The sequence below is a fragment of the Acinetobacter sp. SFB genome, from assembly GCF_001647545.1.
GTDB lineage: Bacteria > Pseudomonadota > Gammaproteobacteria > Pseudomonadales > Moraxellaceae > Acinetobacter.
This window is the reverse complement of sequence record NZ_LSZH01000016.1, coordinates 106,531-125,737: the sequence shown is the minus strand read 5'-3', so window position 1 is coordinate 125,737 and position 19,207 is coordinate 106,531. Positions and strand designations below refer to the sequence as shown.

Here is a 19,207-nt window from a genome sequence, read left to right as displayed (position 1 = left end):
TTCAGCATAATTCAAGCTATTCATAACTCAGCCTGAGCTCAGTAAGGGGAGCAGGTTTAGCAAAATAGTAGCCCTGAAAATGGTCACATTGATATTCTCTGAGAAACTGAGCTTGAGCTGGCGTTTCTATGCCTTCAGCAATCACTTGTAACCCTAGTTTATGGGCCATCACAATAATTGCCGCAACAATAGCTCCATCCTTATCGTTTTCAGGTAAATGTTCAATAAAACTCCGATCAAGTTTTATCTCATCAATAGGTAAAGTTCGTAGATAACTCAGACTTGAGTATCCCGTTCCAAAGTCATCCACTGAAACTCTTACCCCCAGTTCTCGGACTGTTTTCAAAATTTCTAATGAGCGATCAGCACCTGCAATTAACATGGTTTCAGTAACTTCAACTTTTAGTAAACTCGCTGCTAACTGGGTTTCTGCGAGCGTTTGCTGGAGTTCTTGCAAAAAACCTGTGCGTCTAAATTGCAAGGGGGAAAGATTGACTGCTACATTGAGATGAGTCCCATGCTTGTTATTCCAAGCGACGATATCCAGACAAGCCTGCTGTAAAACCCATTGACCGATCGCTACAATTTGACCAGTTCTTTCGGCAAAAGGAATAAAGTCTGCAGGAGAAATAAGCCCTTTCTCAGGATGCTGCCAACGAATTAATGCTTCTACACTTTCAAGCTGCCCTGTACTGGCATTAACAATCGGTTGATAAACCAGTCTAAACTGTTTTTCCTCTAACGCGACCATTAATTCATGACGCATTAGCACGTAATCAATTTTAGGGCTAAGGATCGAGGTAAACGCATACCAATGCCAAGTATTTCCACCTTCTTTTTTTGCTTCGCTCATGGCATGAATAGCTTGATGAAGCAATTGTTTAGATTTATCAACCTGAGGGTCATCGTCTGCAATGCCAATACTGGCACTAATATGGACTTTGTGGCCTTGAATATCAAAAGGCACAGATAAGCCTTTTAATATTTTTTCGGCAATCAGGATAACTTGTTTTAGGTCTGCACATTTATTCAGCAGGATAGCAAACTCATCGCCTGAAAAATGAGCGACTAAATCATCTTCTGGAATAAGATGCCGCAAACGATTGGCGACAGCAATCAGCAGTTCATCACCTACTACATGACCCAAGCTCTGATTTAAAGGTTGGAAATCATCCAGATCCACATACATAATAATCAAAGATTGAGCATGGTCATGTTGTATGCAAAAAGCCTGTTCCAGTGCTTTTTCAAAAGCATGATGGTTCATTAATCCGGTTAGACTGTCGTGGGTTTGTTGATGCGCTATATATTCTATATTGGCTCGTTGCTGGGTAATATCTTGCTGAATTCCAATAAAATGCTTGCAACGTTGTTGTTCATCGAAAACGGGAGCCAGTACCAGCTGATTCCAAAACCAGCTGCCATCTTTGCGGTAATTTTTGATAGTGACCTGAATTTCTTGCTGATGCCGAATCGCATCTCGAATTTTATTTAGCGTTTCAGGATCGGTATCAGCACCTTGCAGAAAACGACAATTTTGACCCATAATTTCTTCTTTTTTATAACCGGTCAGACTTTCAAAAGCAGGATTAATATACTCAATAGCCTGATCGCCGGAAGCTCCGGTTAATATTATTCCATGAGGATTAGCATCCACGCTACGTTTAAGAAGATGCAGCAACTCTTCGCTTTCTCGCCGAGCGGTAATATCACGTGCGATACTAAATATGCCAACCACCTGTTGAGCTTGTTTAATCGGTAAATAAGTCAGATCTACCCAATAGTTCTGTCCTAAACTATTAACCGCCTGTATTTCAAGATGTTGCCCTTCGCCTTGTACAGCTTGCTGAAAAGCACTTTGCGTTATCGCCAGATATTCAGGACAAGTCAGCTGGGAATAATGTAAGCCCTTACTTTGTTCAAGATCAAATTTGGTTAACTCTTTAGAGGCCGGATTATTATCAATAATAATCCCATTTAAATCATGTTCAAAAATGGTATCAGGATGATAATTAAAGAAAGAACGATATTTATCATTCAATGCGAGAGTATGTTGACGTTCTTGATGTAAATCTATACTTAAGGCAATGAGCGATGCAGCATGATGAAGTAATTTAATTTCAATCTTGGTCGGGATTTTAGGGGAGGGATAATAAGTTCCAAAAGTACCATAGAGTTTGCCGTTTGCATTAATAATAGGCGTCGACAAACATGCATTTAGTTGATCTTGCTGCATAAATTGTAAAAAATAAAACCAGTTTGGGTGAGTAGCCAAATTTTCACAAATAATTAATTTTCGATAAAAAGCTGCAGCACCACAGGCACCGACCTTGGGCCCTATTTTTAGGTCCTTCATCGCTTCTTTATAACGATCAGAAAAATGTTGTTTACCAGTAATCAGATTTAAAGTTTGTTCGGCTTCTGAGTACAACATAATGGATACCATTGACTCTGGTATCCGTGCTTCTAACCATTGACTGACCGTATCAAAGATGACGGCTAAGTCGGCATGCTGCCCGATTAAATTAAAAATAGATTGAGTATCCAAATAATTCACTGTCTGACTCATCTAGCATCCCATCCTTGAGTTGTATTACTCATATTTGATAGATTCTCAACTGAAATTCTTTAAATTAAATCCAAATATTGAATACTCATCTCTGTTAAATAATATAGCAAAATTGTGATAATACTCATATCTAATTATCTGTATGTTTGTATAGAAACCAATATAAGTGATAAAAATCATCGTAGTCGGGGCATGTTTAGGGGTGAATAGCGACAATTTTTTAGAGACTGGTTCTTTATTAAATGAAATCAATCAGAGATTTTGATCACTGAATTTCTGTCTTGTTAAGTTCAAGGACTTTAACAACAATGTGTCAAAACAGACTACAGCCTCAAAAGAATGTTATGGCAGCTAAAATCTGAACCTTCAATCAATATTTAGAAGCTGTAAAACATCATTTTAGCAATAGTTATTCTTTCTATGTGACACTAAAATGCCAGTCGATTGGTCCGGAATTTTTAATTTAAAGAATAGAATCTATTCACTCACCAACATTACCTTGCTATAAGGTCTTCCATTGTTTTCTCGCATCTTCTACATTTTTTGTCGGCAAAGACTTAAGTCACTTAGTAATCAAGTATCTAAAATTTTAGCTAATTTACAAAAATTAAAACAGAATACTTCTATTTAAACAGCACATAAAAATTATAGAAATTTTCTAATTATCGGGACGTAAATCGTTCTTGTTCATCACGTGCTAGTGTTCTTGTCCACCAGAGCGGCTGCCGCGATCATCGTCGTCGTCATCATGACTGTGACCAGGATCAGCTGAATTATTATCATTTATATGGCTGCGGGGATCTGCTTCACGTGCTTCTTCTGAAGTGAACTCGGGAGCATATTCACTTTCATACGCGGCTTAGCGGATAAAGGCCGTCAGGGATTTATAATATTTACGCAAACAGTTTAGTTCCGCTGAAAGCAAAATAGGTTGTAAATTAGATCCCCCCGCTTAAAAAATACAATCGAGAAATCAATAGAACAAGAATAGGTAGGGAGCATTTTTTTGCTGGACTGAAGATCTTTAAAATACTTGCAGAGCGTTATCGAAATAGAGGTAAAAGACTCGGATTAAGATTCAATTTAATTGCTGGAATTTACCACATGGAATTGAGTAAAAAATGAGTTATGAAAGACGTCTATTCATTTAAATATTAAATGCTCAGTAATTTTATAGATGATCAAAAATATTCAAAAAAGTTTTCTTGGAAACAAGTTAGCTTTTTTAACCAGAACTGAAATATTTTGCCAATAATATTGATCAATATTTAATCAAAATAAAGCATTTTACAGTGTTTTCGCTATTTTCAGGGCAAAAACTATCCCCAATTTCTGCGGATAACTCTGGGATAAAATTGACTTAATCCTGGCAAGATTTACATATAATAATTTTCACTATTGGCCCCCTCACTGCAATTTTTCCAATGAAAACATGGAGAAAAGTATAGTTTGAATCGTCAGATTGACGACGACTGGCATGCATCAGACCTGAAACACCCGCTGGATTGAGCTTCTGCAATAGCCGGGAAATTTGACGGCTTGAAAGATTCAGGATTTCTGCAGCCTCGGCATGGGTCATACCTTGATCTTGAAGCTCTTAGAGCACTGCATTTGACAATGCGCCGATTGAAAGTTTCTGGGGCATATTAAATAATGAATCGATTCATCCTCATAACTATAAAACGAGGCAAGAAGCTAAAGCAGATATTACACAATACATAGAGTTATTTTCAGATCAGAATTCAAAAAGGATTAGATTTTAAGACACCAAATCAAATGGCAGAGGACTCTTACAAGTTGATTGCCTAGAAGATACCAAGTGGAAGTTTCCTGTAATTTCAGCACACCTCATCCCATCCCTATTTACAGTGATAGTAATCATTTTTATCGCATGATTTAATTGATAAGTTAATTAAATCAATAAATTTATCGCTTATTTGTCAGATATTTTTTTATTTTTTTTCAATACATAACTAGCAATGTGCACATAATTGATTCTTGTAATGAGCTATATCAAGGAAAAAAGTATGCCATCAGAGCCTTGATAGTTAAGCATTGAAAATATTATTTTGGAGAAAATAATGAATCATGTTTACCGCATTATATGGAATGAGACTTTAGGAACATGGGTCGCAGTTGCTGAAAATGTAAAAAGAAAAGGGAAGCGGTCTGGTAAAGCTTTGAAAATGGTAACACTGGTTGTGACTGGTGCTGTAAGTGGCAATCTATATGCGTCGTCGGCTCAGTGTGTGCCAGCAGGTAATTGCGTAGCTACAGATAGCGGTTTTACACAGACAATTAAGCTGACAAATAATGTAAGTACAGCTATTGGTGCAAAAATTTCAGGAAGCGATGGAGGAAATGGTAGAGCAGGCGCTTTATTTGTTCCACCTAAAGCAGGAGGGAATGGAGAAACAATTGAAGGTGTAAGCTATATACAATGGGGGGATGCTGAGTATGACCCTGTAACAACTACAACTACAATTAAATATATAAAAACCAATGCAAACTCAAAAGCTCCTGCTGAATATAAAGTAATTACATTCACACCAAAGAATGACAAAACAAGTGCTGAAGAAGGCTATGACTCTCTTTTTGGTGATACGCCACCAATGATGAATGTAACGACCACGACTTATACGCTAAATGCTTCAGCTTCATACGATAAAAGCAATCCTATTACCAGTCACATTGTGGCAGATGTATCTATTAATGAAAAAACTGGTGACGTCAAAATTACTCCACAGGGCTATAACTTTACGATTACAGATAATCTTTACACATCGGGTAGTGGAAGTGCAGAAAGTGGAACAGCACTGCAGGTTCAGGATGCAAGTGGTCAACCCATCCCTTTTAAAACCATTGTTAAAGGTGAAAATAAGACAGTCACTTTAAAAGATAGTGGAGTGGGTGTCTATTCGATTACAGAAGGTGGGGACGGCGGAAATGGCGGTTCTTATTATTTGGGTGGGAAAGGTAAGGCAGGCGGAAAAGGCGGAGATGCTTCTGATACACAACTGGATGTTTCAGATTTAAACATAGTCATTCATGCAGCTATGCCGAATGATGCTCAGGGAAGTGTCGGCATTTTGGTTAAATCACAGGGAGGTGATGGCGGTAATGGTGGTGGTTCTTACACCATTTCTGCAAATGGTGGCAGTGGAAGTCTTGGCGGAATAGCTAAAGATGCTACCGCAAATGTCTTTAATACAGATATTAACATTCAGGATGATTATTCTTCGGGTATTGCTGCGATAAGTGTTGCTGGTGATGGTGGTAATGGTGGTAAAGCAGGAGGAATTGTTTCATCTGGTGGTAAGGGGAATAGTGCAGGTCAGGCAGGATCAGTATCTATAACCACGGACAGTAAGACAATCATTGCTGTAAATGGCAAATATTCAAGTGGGATCCTGGCTCAGTCAATTGGTGGAGCAGGTGGTAAATCGGGTAACAGCATTGGATTGGTGGGCCTTGGTGGGCAAGGTGGTCATGGTGGTAACGCAGGTAAGTCAACTGTAAATAACTATGCTCAAATTAACATGACAGGTGAATTATCCAATGCCATTACCGCACAATCTTTAGGTGGTGGTGGTGGAAATGGTGGTTTTTCTGCTGCATTGGTTGCTTTAGGGGCTAAGGGAGGTGCAGGTGGCAATGGTGATAAAGTTGCTGTGACCAATGGAGGAAAACTGACTACAAATGGTTATAGATCTGCCGGTATTTTAGCTCAGTCAATTGGAGGCGGTGGAGGGAACGCGAGCTTAACTGTTGGGCTGGTAAGTATTGGAGGCGATGGCAGTGGGGGGGGAACAGGAGGTAGTGTTGAAGTTAGCACTACAAAAGACAGCAATATCATCACTCAAGGAGATGAGTCAGTTGGTATTCATGCTCAGTCAATTGGCGGCGGTGGAGGCAATGGTGGACTTACTGTAGGTGCTATAGCTATAGGTGCTGATGGTGGTTCAGGAAATAGTGCATCAGAAGTTACGGTAACGAATAAGGGTGATATTACAACTGAAGGAAATAAAGGTTCATCTGCAATATTAGCTCAGTCGATTGGCGGCGGTGGCGGTAACGGCAGTATGAGTGTTGCAGCCGGTGGATTGGTCAGTGTTGCTATTGGTGGTAAAGGTGCAAATGGCGGTGAAGGTGGTTCCGTTGCAGTTACTTCTTCAAGTAATGATATTAAAACAAAAGGTGAAGATTCTTCTGCAATTGTTGCTCAGTCGATCGGTGGCGGTGGCGGTAATGGTGGAATGGCAATTGCTGCAAATGCAAGTATAACCTCACCCGTTACAGCTAGTGTTTCACTGGGTGGAAAAGGAGGTACTGGTGCAGGAAGTAACAATGTAACTGTTAAAAATGATTCAAATTTAACTACGATAGGTCATCGTTCCACAGGTATTACTGCACAGTCGATTGGTGGTGGTGGTGGTAATGGCGGTATTGCTGTAGCAGCAAGTGCCGGGGTCAGTTTGGTTAGTGTAAATGTGGCAATTGGTGGCAGTGGTGGCGACGGTGGTCAGGCTAAAAATGCGACCGTAAATAATAGTGGCGTGATTTCAACACAGGGTATTGCTTCAACAGGTATTCTTGCGCAGTCCATTGGTGGCGGTGGGGGGAATGGCGGTATCACCGTCAGTGGCAGTTTAGGGGCATCGGCAATTTCGGCAAACATTGCTTTAGGTGGTGCTGGAGGTAAAGGTAACATTGCTTCTGAGGCCTCAGCTACCAACAAAGGGAATATTACTACGAAGGGTGCCAGTTCATCCGCTATTGTCAGTCAGTCCATCGGTGGTGCAGGCGGTAATGCAGGAGGAGCTATTGCGGCTTCTGTCGGTAGTGCGAATGCTGTAAATTTGGCTATTGGCGGTAGTGGTGGAGAGGGCGGAAAAGCTGGCTTAGCCAAAGTTGAAAATGAAGCTGAATACATTGGAACAGCAGGTGATAACTCAAGTGCCATTATTGCTCAATCGATTGGCGGTGATGGCGGTAATGGTGGCTTTGCTGGGGCAGCGGATATCTTTGGCGGTAACTCAGTTGGCTTAAGCTTTGGTGGCGTTGCTTCAAAAGGTGCTGAAGCAAATAAGGCGATTGTGAACAGCACGGGTTCGATTGGAACTAAAGGGAACAATTCGTCGGCTATTGTTGCGCAGTCGATAGGCGGCACGGGTGGTAATGGCGGTTTGGCACTTGCTGTTAAGGCTGGAGGTGGCGGTCAATTGGCTGCGAATATTGCACTCGGTGGTGCCGGCGGTGCTGGCGGTCAGTCCAAAGAAGTCATAGTTACGGCAAATAAATCAGTTGAAAATGCAACAACTCTGTCAACAGAAGGAAGTAATGCAGCAGGTATTTTAGCCCAATCCATCGCAGGTTCAGGTGGCAATGGCGGTTTTTCTGCAGCGGGAACGGCTCTGACCGGCGGTGGCATGTCTGTAGGTGTATCACTTGGCGGCAATGCTGGTAAAGGAGCTGCGGCCAAAAAAGTTCAAGTGATGACAGACCATAATATTGTTACGATTGGAGATTCATCAGCTGCCATTGTGGCGCAATCCGTTGGCGGTGACGGAGGTAATGGCGGTTTTGCAGTTTCAGCAGGCGCAGATATTAAGGCTGTGACTGCAAATGTTGCTTTAGGCGGCTCAGGCGGCTCAGGCGGCTCAGCTGGTGAAGTCGAAGTTAATTCCTCAGGTACCATTAGTACACTGGGTGAGGCTTCTGGAGGTGTCATTGCGCAGTCACTCGGCGGTGGTGGCGGTAATGCTGGGTTTACCGTAGCTGCCGGCGCTTCTACATTTGCAAGTGCTTCGGTCGCATTAGGCGGTACTGGCGGTACTGGTGGTACAAGTCAAAGTGTACTGGTCAACTTAAAATCAACAGACATAAAATCACCAAGTAAAATTTATACTGAAGGGAATAATTCAACGGGTGCTTTAGCACAATCTATTGGCGGTTCAGGCGGAAATGGCGGTTTTTCTGTTGCTGCAGGTTTGAATGCTAATCTATACGGCGGTGTAACGGCAGGGGTAGCTTTAGGGGGCTCTGGCGGTAAAGGAGGAACATCTGGCAGTGCAGTCATAAAATCTGATCAAATTATTACAACGAAGGGTGACTTTTCATCTGCACTGCAGGCGCAATCAATTGGCGGTTCTGGTGGTAACGGTGGTTTTGCAGTTGCGGCAGCGCTTGCAGGCAGTATAAAGCTACCATCAGCTGCATTCAGTGTGGCATTGGGCGGTAAAGGCGGTAAAGGCGGTACAGCGGGAGCAACTTCTGTAACAAGTACTGAATTTATTGAAACCTTTGGTGACTTCTCAAATGGCGTGATAGCACAATCTCTAGGTGGCAGTGGTGGTACAGGCGGTTTTGCTGGTGCATTAACTGGCAGTTTCTCACCCAAAGGTGCCGTATCTGCGAGTGTTGCTGTAGGTGGAAATGGCGGTACAGGCGGTAAAGCAGGTACTGCAACAGTCGACGTTGAAAATGATATTGCGACATATGGCAACTCTTCATCAGGTATTGTAGCGCAGTCTATAGGCGGTTCAGGCGGTGCCGGTGGTTTAGCGGCATCAGGTGCATTTACTGTAACGGCAACAGGCCCAGCCATTGCATTAGGCTCAAGCGTTGGTGGTGCAGGGGGCTTAGGCGCTCAAGCCAAACTTGTAACGGTAAATAATGCTGGAAATATTAGTACAGAAGGCGATTATGCCTACGGTATTTTGGCACAATCTATTAATGGTAATGGTGGCTCTGGTGGTATAGCGGCGAACTTAAGTGGCGCATTTTCACAAGGTACAGCCATAGGTGCATCCGTCACGATTGGGGGTAAAGGTGGCGGTGTCAGCTATGCAAATGCTCAGGACATTAAAGATGACAAGGGAGCCATTATCGGCAACATTGATGAGTTTGGCACACTTGTTTATGAGAGGGTGACACGTGATGCCGATGGTTACCGGATGAATGAAAATGGTCAGCGAGTCAATAGTGATGTTTTGACGATTTTAGCAGTGACTTCAGCAAATTCCAGTATCGTGACAGGTTTTGGCACAGGGCTGGATGAATATGGTTATCGGGTTGATGAAAATGGTCGTTATCTTCTGGATTTCAATGGCGAGAAAATTTTAGCTGTTGGTTATCAGGTCAATGCAAATGGTCATTTTTCAATTAAAGGTTCCACAACTGTATTTGTTGATAGTAATGGCTATCAGCGGGATAGTGATGGCAACTTCAAAGCAATAGACTCAAAGGACAAACTGGTTTCTGTAAATAGTGAGGGTTATCTTGTTTCAGATACAGATAGAAAAGGCACTCAATTTACATTGCTTAAAAATGAAAATGCCCAGCTGGTCTTAACCAAAATTGATGGCATGTACAGCACATCTGAGCAAAAAACATGGAATGATTTCTTAGCTAAAATCAATTATACGGATGCAGTCAGAGCTAAAAATAATGTCATCGTAAAAAATATTAGCAAGGATGGAAAACCAAAATCTATTACTACTGAAGGTTATGGCGCTGACGGCATACTGGCACAATCTATTGGTGGCAATGGTGGTGCTGGCGGTTTGAGTATCTCGGGAGCGATAGCAGGCTCAACTGACGGGGCAGCTATCAATGCATCAGTTGCAGTGGGTGGCTCAGGAGGTAAAGGTGGCATATCTGGTGATGTGACTGTAGAAAACACAGATTATGCCATTGGAACAACAGGGGACTCTGCCAGTGCAATTCGTGCCCAATCAATTGGCGGTTCTGGCGGTAAAGGCGGTTTATCTATTGCTGCCGGTGTTTCAGGATCTGCACAAACAGCAGCTTCACTTACGGCCAGTGTAGGAGGAGGTGGTGGTAGCGGTAATGTCGCTGGGAATGTCAGCGTAACGTCCACAAACGATATTGAAGCAGTTGATGATAAAGGTAATCTGCTGACAAGCATTTCAACACTTGGCAATTCATCACATGGTATAGCCGCTGAATCTATCGGTGGCGGTGGCGGTGACGGCGGCTTCTCAGGCAGTTTTGCGGTCAGCGGTTCTTTAAATAAATCTGCACCAGCAGTTGCATTGTCTATCGGCGGTCAAGCGGGTAATGGCAATAGATCTGGAGACGTGACTGTTAAATCTGTCGATAATATCTGGACGGAAGGTGTTGGCTCATCCGGCATTTTAGCGAAATCCATTGCTGGCGGCGGCGGTGATGGTGGTTTTGGACTGTCTGTATCAGCCAGTGCTAATGTATCTCAGGATAAAAACGCACTGGGTGCTTCATTGGCTGTAGGTGGATTTGGCGGATCAGGCAATGCGGCAGGCAAAGTCAATGTAGATTCAGAAGGCTTTATCACGTCTAAGGGTGACTACAGTAATGGCGTGCTGGCTCAATCGATTGGTGGTGGTGGCGGTAATGGCGGTATGGCTGTTTCAGTCAATGCAATGCTGGCGCAAAATGGCATGGGACTGTCTGCAAGTGTAGGTGGCTGGGGCGGTTCAGGAGGAACAGGCGGCACTGTGGATGTCCTGCGTATGGGTAACATCCATACAGAAGGCAACAGAGCGGCAGGCATTCTGGCTCAGTCTATTGGTGGCGGTGGCGGTAATGGTGGCAACAGTTACAGCGGCTCAGTGTTTTTGGATGGGGCAAAAGGGACAGATAAAACGACCAATATCACTGCATCTGTCGGCGGTTTTGGCGGCAGTGGTAATACCTCTGATATTGTGACTGTAAACAACATTGGCAATATTTATACGTCGGGCATGTTGTCCAGCGCGATTCAGGCTCAGTCCATTGGTGGTGGTGGCGGTAATGGCGGAAATGCCAGCACGACAACATTGAAGCTTGAATGCGGTGATTTATGTAAACCGGATAATTCAGGCAATACAAACACGTCATCAGGTACAAATAATTCGGGTGCAAATCCTGCTCCAGTTACGAAAAAAGATACCAATATTTCCTTCAGTGTTGGCGGCTGGGGTGGCACAGGCAATGACGCCGATGATGTCAAGGTGATCAGTTCCGGCTTGTTGGCAACTTCAGGTTTAGGCTCACATGGTATCTATGCTCAGTCCATTGGCGGTGGCGGTGGTGACGGCGGCAGTTCTGTTGTCGAATCAAAGAAATTTAATCTTTCAGATGCTGAACTGGTCAATAACAAGCTCACTTTTGCATTAGGTGTGGGGGGATATAAGGGTTCGGCCGGAAAATCTGGCGATGTGCATGTTGAGCATTCGGGTGTAATCGTTACAGAAAAGGACAATTCAAAAGGTATTTTTGCTCAAGCGATCGGCGGCGGCGGCGGTAATGGCGGTGATACATCAGGGGCAACGGTTGGCGTTGGTGGCGGTGCGCTTCAAGAAGAATTAGCTGTCGGTCTAAGCACACTGGCAGGTATATTCGGTCAAGAATGGGATACCACGAATTTGGAGGGTGCAGCAGGAAATGCTGGTTTAGTCAATGTCATCACTAAACAGACTCAATTGACTGGCGATATTCAAAATATTATCTACACCAAAGGTAGACGTGCGGATGCCATTTTCGCGCAATCTGTCGGCGGTGGCGGTGGCGTTGGCGGTACAGCATCTGCAAAACTTGCCATTGGTGGCGATGGCGGTGCAGCGGGCAATGGTGGCGTTGTTAATGTGACCAATGCCTTGTCGCTTGTTACTGAAGGTTTATTTTCACGCGGTATCTTTGCCCAGTCTATTGGTGGTGGCGGTGGTACTGGCGGAGATGTAGAAAATAAAGCTACAGTTGGTATTGGCGGTTCAGGTAAAAATGCAGGCAATGCGGATACAGTAACGGTCAATAATGATGCAGTGATTTTAACGCAGGGTGATGGTGCTCAAGGTATTCTTGCCCAGTCTATTGGCGGTGGTGGCGGTACAGGTGGCTCCGTTGAACAGGCAACAATTGCAATTGGTGGTGGTACTCTCACAAGTGTACTTGAGCAAATTAATGCCGCTAAATTGTTAGGCACAGAAGTCTTTGTAGCAGCCACGGGCGGTCATGGAGATACTGTAACTATAAATAACAGTATTAATGGCCATATTGTCACTAAAGGCAATAAAGCATCTGCAATTGTTGCACAGTCTATTGGTGGTGGCGGTGGTGTTGGCGGTAATGCGTCAGGTACGATTTCGATTGGCGGTTTTGGCTCGGCTGCGGGCAATGGCAATGATGTTGTATTAGACAACAAAGGTACTTTAGAAACTTACGGTAAAAATTCATCGGCGCTTGTTGCACAGTCCATTGGCGGTGGTGGCGGTGAAGGTGGTTCTAGTGACGGTGGTGTTGATAAAAAAGATAATACGACCATAATCAAAGAGGCTTATGTTGCAATTGGCGGCAATGGCGCACATGCTGGAAATGCAGGAAATATCACGATAACAAATGCTGCAGAGCTGATTTATACCGAAGAAGAAAATTCTAAAGGTATTTTAGCGCAGTCTATTGGTGGCGGCGGCGGTCAGGGGGGGGCAAGTTATGGTATTGATATCACTGGGACTATTGGTGGGGCTACAGATACAGTTAAGGAAAAACTAGGATCTTTAGGACTGGGTAGTGGAGCAACAGCAAGCGTCATTTCAGCAATGACATCTGTAACAGGTCTTGTACAGACTGCGCAAAATGTAATCTCAAGTCCATTACAAAGTTATTTTAATTCATTGAAAGGAAAAATAGCGGGTGGTGATGCATCGAGTGTAATTGTTAAAAATATGGATAAAGATAGCCGTATTGTGACCAAAGGAAATGGTGCAGATACCATCGTTGCTCAGTCCATCGGTGGTGGTGGTGGTACATCGGGCAGTGCTTCAGGAATTCTGGTGGCAGGTGCAGCACAGGGTGTTCAAGGGAATGCTGGAACAGTCCATGTTGAAAATAATGGTTGGCTTATTACAAAAGGTGAACATGCAGCTGCGATTGTTGCGCAATCGATTGGTGGTGGTGGTGGCTTGAGTAGCGGTCTGGATCAGACAGCGGCTTATACCGAATTGGGTGCTTCAGGTGCTTCAGGTCTTGGTGATACTGTATCTGTGAATAATGCCGGTACTATTTTGACTGCAGGACGCTTGTCACAGGCTATTGTTGTGCAGTCTATTTCTGGCGGCGGTGGTGCGGTCGGTTTAAGTGAGCAATTATCGCTGGGCGGAACCAATACATCACAAAGCAATGCTAAAGATGTATCTGTAAATAATTCTGGCTATATTGGAACTGAAACGGATGGGTCATCAGCGATTGTTGCGCAGTCAATCGGTGGCGGTGGCGGTTTTGCAGCGGGCACGCAACAGGTTTTAACTTCTGGGCAAGGCTCTGGACATAGCGGTAATATCTCGATTACGAATGTGGCTGCTTCTGGGGCTCCATCAACAGGAATATACACTGCAGGCAAATATGCACACGGTATTATGGTGCAGTCTATTGCTGGCGGTGGCGGTTATGCCAACCTGATGGATAAAAATGGAAATCTGACAGGTTTCTTTGCCGGTACCGCTGGCGGTAACGGCCAAGCAGGAAATGTAAATATTGTTCAACAAGGCAATATATCGACTTTAGGTGAAGGTTCATACGGCATTTTTGCTCAGAGTGTAGGTACTGAAAATGGTAATCTCAGTATTAATGTTGGACAAGACAGTGTTCTTGTTGGCGGTAAAGGTGCAGGTGCCGCTATTGGTATGTTTGATGGGCGAAGCAATCTGCTAACAAACGCTGGTTATTTGACGGGGTACGGGCAGATTGACGGACTTTATCTTGATAAAAACCTACAGCTTACGGCATCAGGATGGCTGGATGCTAATGCTGTGAATGCAGGTGTTGGCGATGATCAGGTGGTCAATAATTCATTTATGACCGGATCGATTTGGCTGGATGCTGGACAAAATAGTTTAACGAATTCATTAAATGCATGGCTGGTTACAGGACAGATGATCCAAATGAATCTTGCTGGCGCTTCAACTTTAGGTGATGTTGTTAACCAAGGTAATTGGGCTGTTGGCGGGATAAATCGTGTAGATGCAACATATTTAGACGGTAATTTCACTCAAGCCAATACGGGGGTAATGTACTGGGATTATAATTTGAATCGGTCTTCTGTTCAGCCAATAGCTACCTCGCAAGTGCGCAGTTTACTAAGTGGGTCATCATCTAGTCTGGGTGCATCGGATATTATGAATGTAACTGGAACGGCAACTTTAGGTGGAAGCGTCGCTGTTAATTTGCTGAACCCAAATCTAGTCACCCCAGGGACATTTGATCAAACTATTGTAAATGCCCAAAATGTTGTGGATACAGGATTCACAGTGGATGCTGTTCCATCTGCAGTTGCACTATTTAATAAAGTGGTGACCAATAATTCCTCCGCTATACGAGCAAACATTGATTTCGCACGGACTGCATTAAGTGAAAATGGTCAAAACTTAGGGCAAGCTATTAATGCAATTCAGTTAGATCAGACCAGTACAGCATTTGGACCAGTTGCAGCTGCATTATTATATCGCCCAGATATCACTGCTTTACAAACGGCTTATGATTCAATCAGTGGGGAAGGGAATGCTGCAATTCTGCAAACAGCATTTACCCATACCCAAGGGTTGATGAATGATATTTCGGTTCAATCGGATTACTGGCGTTCGCGCTCTAATTATGCAAAAAACAATAATGTATATACGGTAATTTGCGATAAAGCGACAGCAGATGGCGAGCAATGTATTGATGACAGTCAATGGCGCGTATGGATTACCGGTCAGAATGGCACAAATGAAATTTATCGTGATGATCATACTGGTGCTGCAGCTTATTCTGCAGATAGTTATAGAACGGTAGCTGGTTTGGATTATGCTTTAAATAAAAATATGCTGCTGGGATTGGCTTTTGGTTCATCAAAAACACAGTTTAATGTTGAAAACCGTGCAGCCAGTGGTTTAGTAGAAAGCAATAGTTTAGCTTTGTACGGCAGCCAAGATTTTGAAAAACTGTATTTAAAAGGCGCTTTAAGCTACGATTGGTTGGATGCAAATACCACACGTTTTGCCATGGTTGAGGGGGCAGCAGCGCCAATTGTTCCTGTAGCTGGTGTTTCTAATAATCTACAGGCCGATTTTGATGGCGAAGTGATGAATGGACGTTTAGAAGTTGGCTATAAAACCAATTGGAAAAAAATCAATATTACGCCGTTCGCAGGGGTTCAAGTTTCTTCAGTGAAAGTTGATGAGGCACGAGAAAAAGCAACGGAAACTGATGATTTACTAGCATTGGCATATAGTAAAAACGATGCATATTCTGTTCCAGTCTTTGTTGGAGCACAGTTTGATACGATGTTTATGTTTAGTGAAGGCAGTATTCAGCCATATGCAAAACTGAGTTTTGCGCATGATTTTTCGACCAGGCGTCAAATGGAAGCCAGTTTTGTTTCTGCGCCAGGGTATAAGTTTGAAGTACAAGGAGCTGTGCCTGATGCAAATACGATGGATATCAATCTTGGTTTTAAGATGACTTCTATTACCAACTTAGCATTTTATGGTCAGTTTAATGGGCAATATTCAGAAAATGGTGCTAAAAACGAAGGTGGTACTTTAGGTTTAGAGCTCCATTGGTAAACTTAGAATAAAGAATTGGTTAAAAAAGGCAGATGCTTAGACACCTGCCTTTTTATATTTATAACTTTTTAAGTAAATTCATCGAAAGATAGCTTTCATTTTTTATTAGAGGTGCTTCAAAAAATCATTCTTGAGGCAATTTTATGGGCAACAGAGATGAATCTGAATGTAATGATTTTTATAAAATGCTAAAAACAAATATTTTTGATCCTAAATATTGTATATTTTTGAAGTGTTATTCTTATCCATAGATCCAAGATATTTATGTGACATAACCCGAATCCTGTTTAAGCAATGCTTCTCTAATTTGAATAATTGGCTTATTCTGATGACAAAACTGATAAGCACATGTTGAACCAATTCATAAATGACTGTTTTGGCAATCTTTCCTCAAGGCAAAGTGTAAAGCATGTAATGCGAAGTGATGTAGAGCAATGAGATAAACCATCCCTTGGTAACAACGTAACTATCTAAAGAGATGACTTTGATTCTATTTTAATGAAAAGAAGAAAGCTATTGAAGTTATTGAAACATGAACATTTATACCAAATCGGAATAAACATAATTTCCGAAACTTTTAATGGAGAAGAGCATATTCTTAAACGTTTGTGGCTGTGTTTCAAAAACTCCCAATAGGTTGCTTCGAATTTTTGCAAAAGTCAGCTTAAACAGACTGAAGATGAACGGAACATCTTAAAGTGAAAGCACTGCTTTCACGCCGTTTTGCAAGCCTGCCTGAGTAAAGTATCAGTTTATCCTTCAATATAGATTAAAACGATGTGTCGGGTTCTTAAGATTGCTGTGCTGGCTGTTTACCTAGTTGCATGAACCCGAATCAGGCAGGACTATTGCAGACAAGCGTTTATTACCGCTTATACGTTCTTCTTAGGATGCCAGTTATGGCATCTACGGTTATCGTCGCATCACCCTGGATCTTAAAGAGCCAGAGGAAAGCTGCGGACCTAATCGTGTGCTGAAAATCATGAAGAACATTGGTATTGCTGCTGTTCGAGGCTATAAGCCGCATAAAAGCTATGGTCGTGGTCATCCTCAGATTGTGCCACCAAATCACTTAAATCGAGAGTTTGTTGCCTGATACCTATTGGGTGAGGCAGCGTCAAAATGAGGCTGTTTCATGTCTAGGATGCGGGGAGCATCCAGTAATTATTGCTGCAGGTGGTCACGCTTCTAGGGGAAGAAGATGCCAAGGTGTTAGAAGGGTATAAAGGATGGCATGACCTGAGAACTGAAGTGGCAGAGTTGATGTGGATAGGATGAGGGCTGAATGCTGAAGAAGCCTTTGGAATAGTATGGTTAGATTTGCTGCATTTAAACGAGTTATGGAGGTTTTTAGTTTTTGCACGAATCTAAACAAGGCCAGAACCAGGGGCTATTGAGAAGTAACTCTTGTTAATGCTCAACAGCCCCTAAAAATTTAATATTTAAGGCATCAAAATTGGAGCCAAGAAAGTTTCATTGACATTGATGCGGCATTTTATTCAGCCAGTTGCTCCACTTTCATACTCTCACGGTAATATTGACAGCCCTTATACAATAAGAAGGAACCAATAACTCCAGCCACTGCATTCACAATTGAAATAGAATTTCCCACCATTACGGTGTTTTGAAAGTATTTATCAGTAATTAAAGCAACCGCGGTGGTTCCTATTCCAAGGGCAATCATATTTGAGATAAGCAGGAATTTGGCAGAAACTTGTGCACGTAGTTGGTTTGGTGTCAGCATTTGAGTTGCGGCTGCAGAGGCCGGAATCGGGAAGGTTGAGAAGAACATAGCCACAGAGATCAGGGCAAATGATAAATACATGTTGTCGACCTGGGTAAACAATACACTTGGAACAATCAAGGCCGCACAGCCGATTGCACCGGCACGGATAGCAGCATCACTGTATCCACGTTTAGAGAAGAAGTCGATCAGCCAGCCACAGAACAAGGCACCCGAAGTATTGGCCACTAAAATGATGCTACCTAAGATATAACCGGTCTGGCTGGCATCAAGGCCGAAGTTACGCATGTAATAAGCAGGTGCCCAGCCCAGAAGTGAATACAACATCATGGTATAAAAAGAAAAACCAATAAAATGACAGAAAAAAGTCTTCTTATGGGTCTTGATAAAGCCAAGCGAGTTCTTGAAGGAAGCCTTAATCACCTGACCGTCTGCACCAACTTTCATCCCCTTACGCGCAGGTTCACGCACCGTCAGAACCATGAGGAGTGCAAGCAATACACCGGGTAAGCCCACAATCATAAAGGTGAGTTGCCAAGTCTTCACTTCACCAATCACCGGTAAGGCCACGAAACTGATATCTTTTAACAGTCCAATCACATAGCCGCCAATCAGGAAAGCTAAACCCGAACCAATAAAGGCGCCAATCGCATATACACCGAGTGCACGGCCCAATTTCTCCTTGGGAAATAAATCGGCGACAATCGAATAAAATGCTGGGGAAAGTGCGGCTTCACCTGCACCCACACTCAAACGTGCCAGAAACATTTGAATGAAGTTTTTACTGAGTCCGCAAGCAGCGGTTGCCAGACTCCAGAAAGCAATACCGGTTGCAATAATTTTAATCCGGGACTTTCGGTCAGCGAGCGCGGCAATCGGAAGACCCATAATGGCATAAAACAACGAGAAGGCGAGTCCTTGCAACAGGCTAAACTGAGTATCACTGATCATTAAGTCGACTTTAATAGGCTCAATCATTAACGATAAAATTTGACGGTCTACAAATGACAGAATGTAAGCCAGCATACAGATCACCACGACATACCATTGATAGGTACTGCTTTCTTTGGGTGGCTGAATCTGTTTAGAAACCGGCGATACTGTTTCTACCGAGCTAGGCTCAAAACTTTGATTTTCACATTCAAGCGTCCTTTCAACTATTTCTATTTCCATCGACTTATCATTCATCATGCAACATCCTATGTTGATTGTTTGAGATATTTTGATACTTGTAATATTGATATTGTTTTATTGTGTATCGTATTTTTTAATCTAGAGTTTAAATTTCTTTTCGTCAATCAATTTCTATAAAAG

4 protein-coding genes and 3 pseudogenes are annotated in these 19,207 nt (G+C 42.9%); 4 read left to right on the top strand and 3 right to left on the bottom strand.

Annotated elements, in window-relative coordinates:
* Positions 1–16: 16 nt before the first annotated feature.
* On the bottom strand, positions 17–2,569 hold the full coding sequence (locus tag AY606_RS13815) for a bifunctional diguanylate cyclase/phosphodiesterase (protein ID WP_067869868.1): 2,553 nt from the start codon (positions 2,567–2,569) through the stop codon (positions 17–19).
* Positions 2,570–3,583: 1,014 nt separating this feature from the next.
* Here AY606_RS13815 and AY606_RS16935 point away from each other — a divergent pair.
* Positions 3,584–3,694 (top strand): annotated as a pseudogene (locus AY606_RS16935) (IS5/IS1182 family transposase); the annotation flags it as partial.
* A 235-nt stretch (positions 3,695–3,929) separates the two neighbouring features.
* Here the strand turns inward: AY606_RS16935 and AY606_RS16930 are convergent.
* Positions 3,930–4,148, bottom strand: coding sequence for a helix-turn-helix domain-containing protein (locus AY606_RS16930; protein WP_155858219.1), 219 nt, complete (start codon positions 4,146–4,148; stop codon positions 3,930–3,932).
* Positions 4,149–4,179: 31 nt separating this feature from the next.
* Here AY606_RS16930 and AY606_RS15900 point away from each other — a divergent pair.
* The 3 genes and pseudogenes from AY606_RS15900 to AY606_RS16925 all read left to right on the top strand — a co-directional run.
* A pseudogene (locus AY606_RS15900) lies at positions 4,180–4,378 on the top strand (IS3 family transposase); the annotation flags it as partial.
* Between the two features lie 272 nt (positions 4,379–4,650).
* Entirely contained in the window at positions 4,651–16,149 is an 11,499-nt protein-coding gene (locus tag AY606_RS13810; protein WP_067869866.1) for an ESPR-type extended signal peptide-containing protein, read from the top strand.
* A gap of 654 nt (positions 16,150–16,803) precedes the next feature.
* A pseudogene (locus AY606_RS16925) lies at positions 16,804–17,239 on the top strand (IS3 family transposase); the annotation flags it as partial.
* A gap of 405 nt (positions 17,240–17,644) precedes the next feature.
* Here AY606_RS16925 and AY606_RS13800 read toward each other — a convergent pair.
* Positions 17,645–19,084, bottom strand: a complete 1,440-nt coding sequence (locus tag AY606_RS13800; protein WP_067869863.1) for a spinster family MFS transporter — start codon at positions 19,082–19,084, stop codon at positions 17,645–17,647.
* Positions 19,085–19,207: the final 123 nt, after the last annotated feature.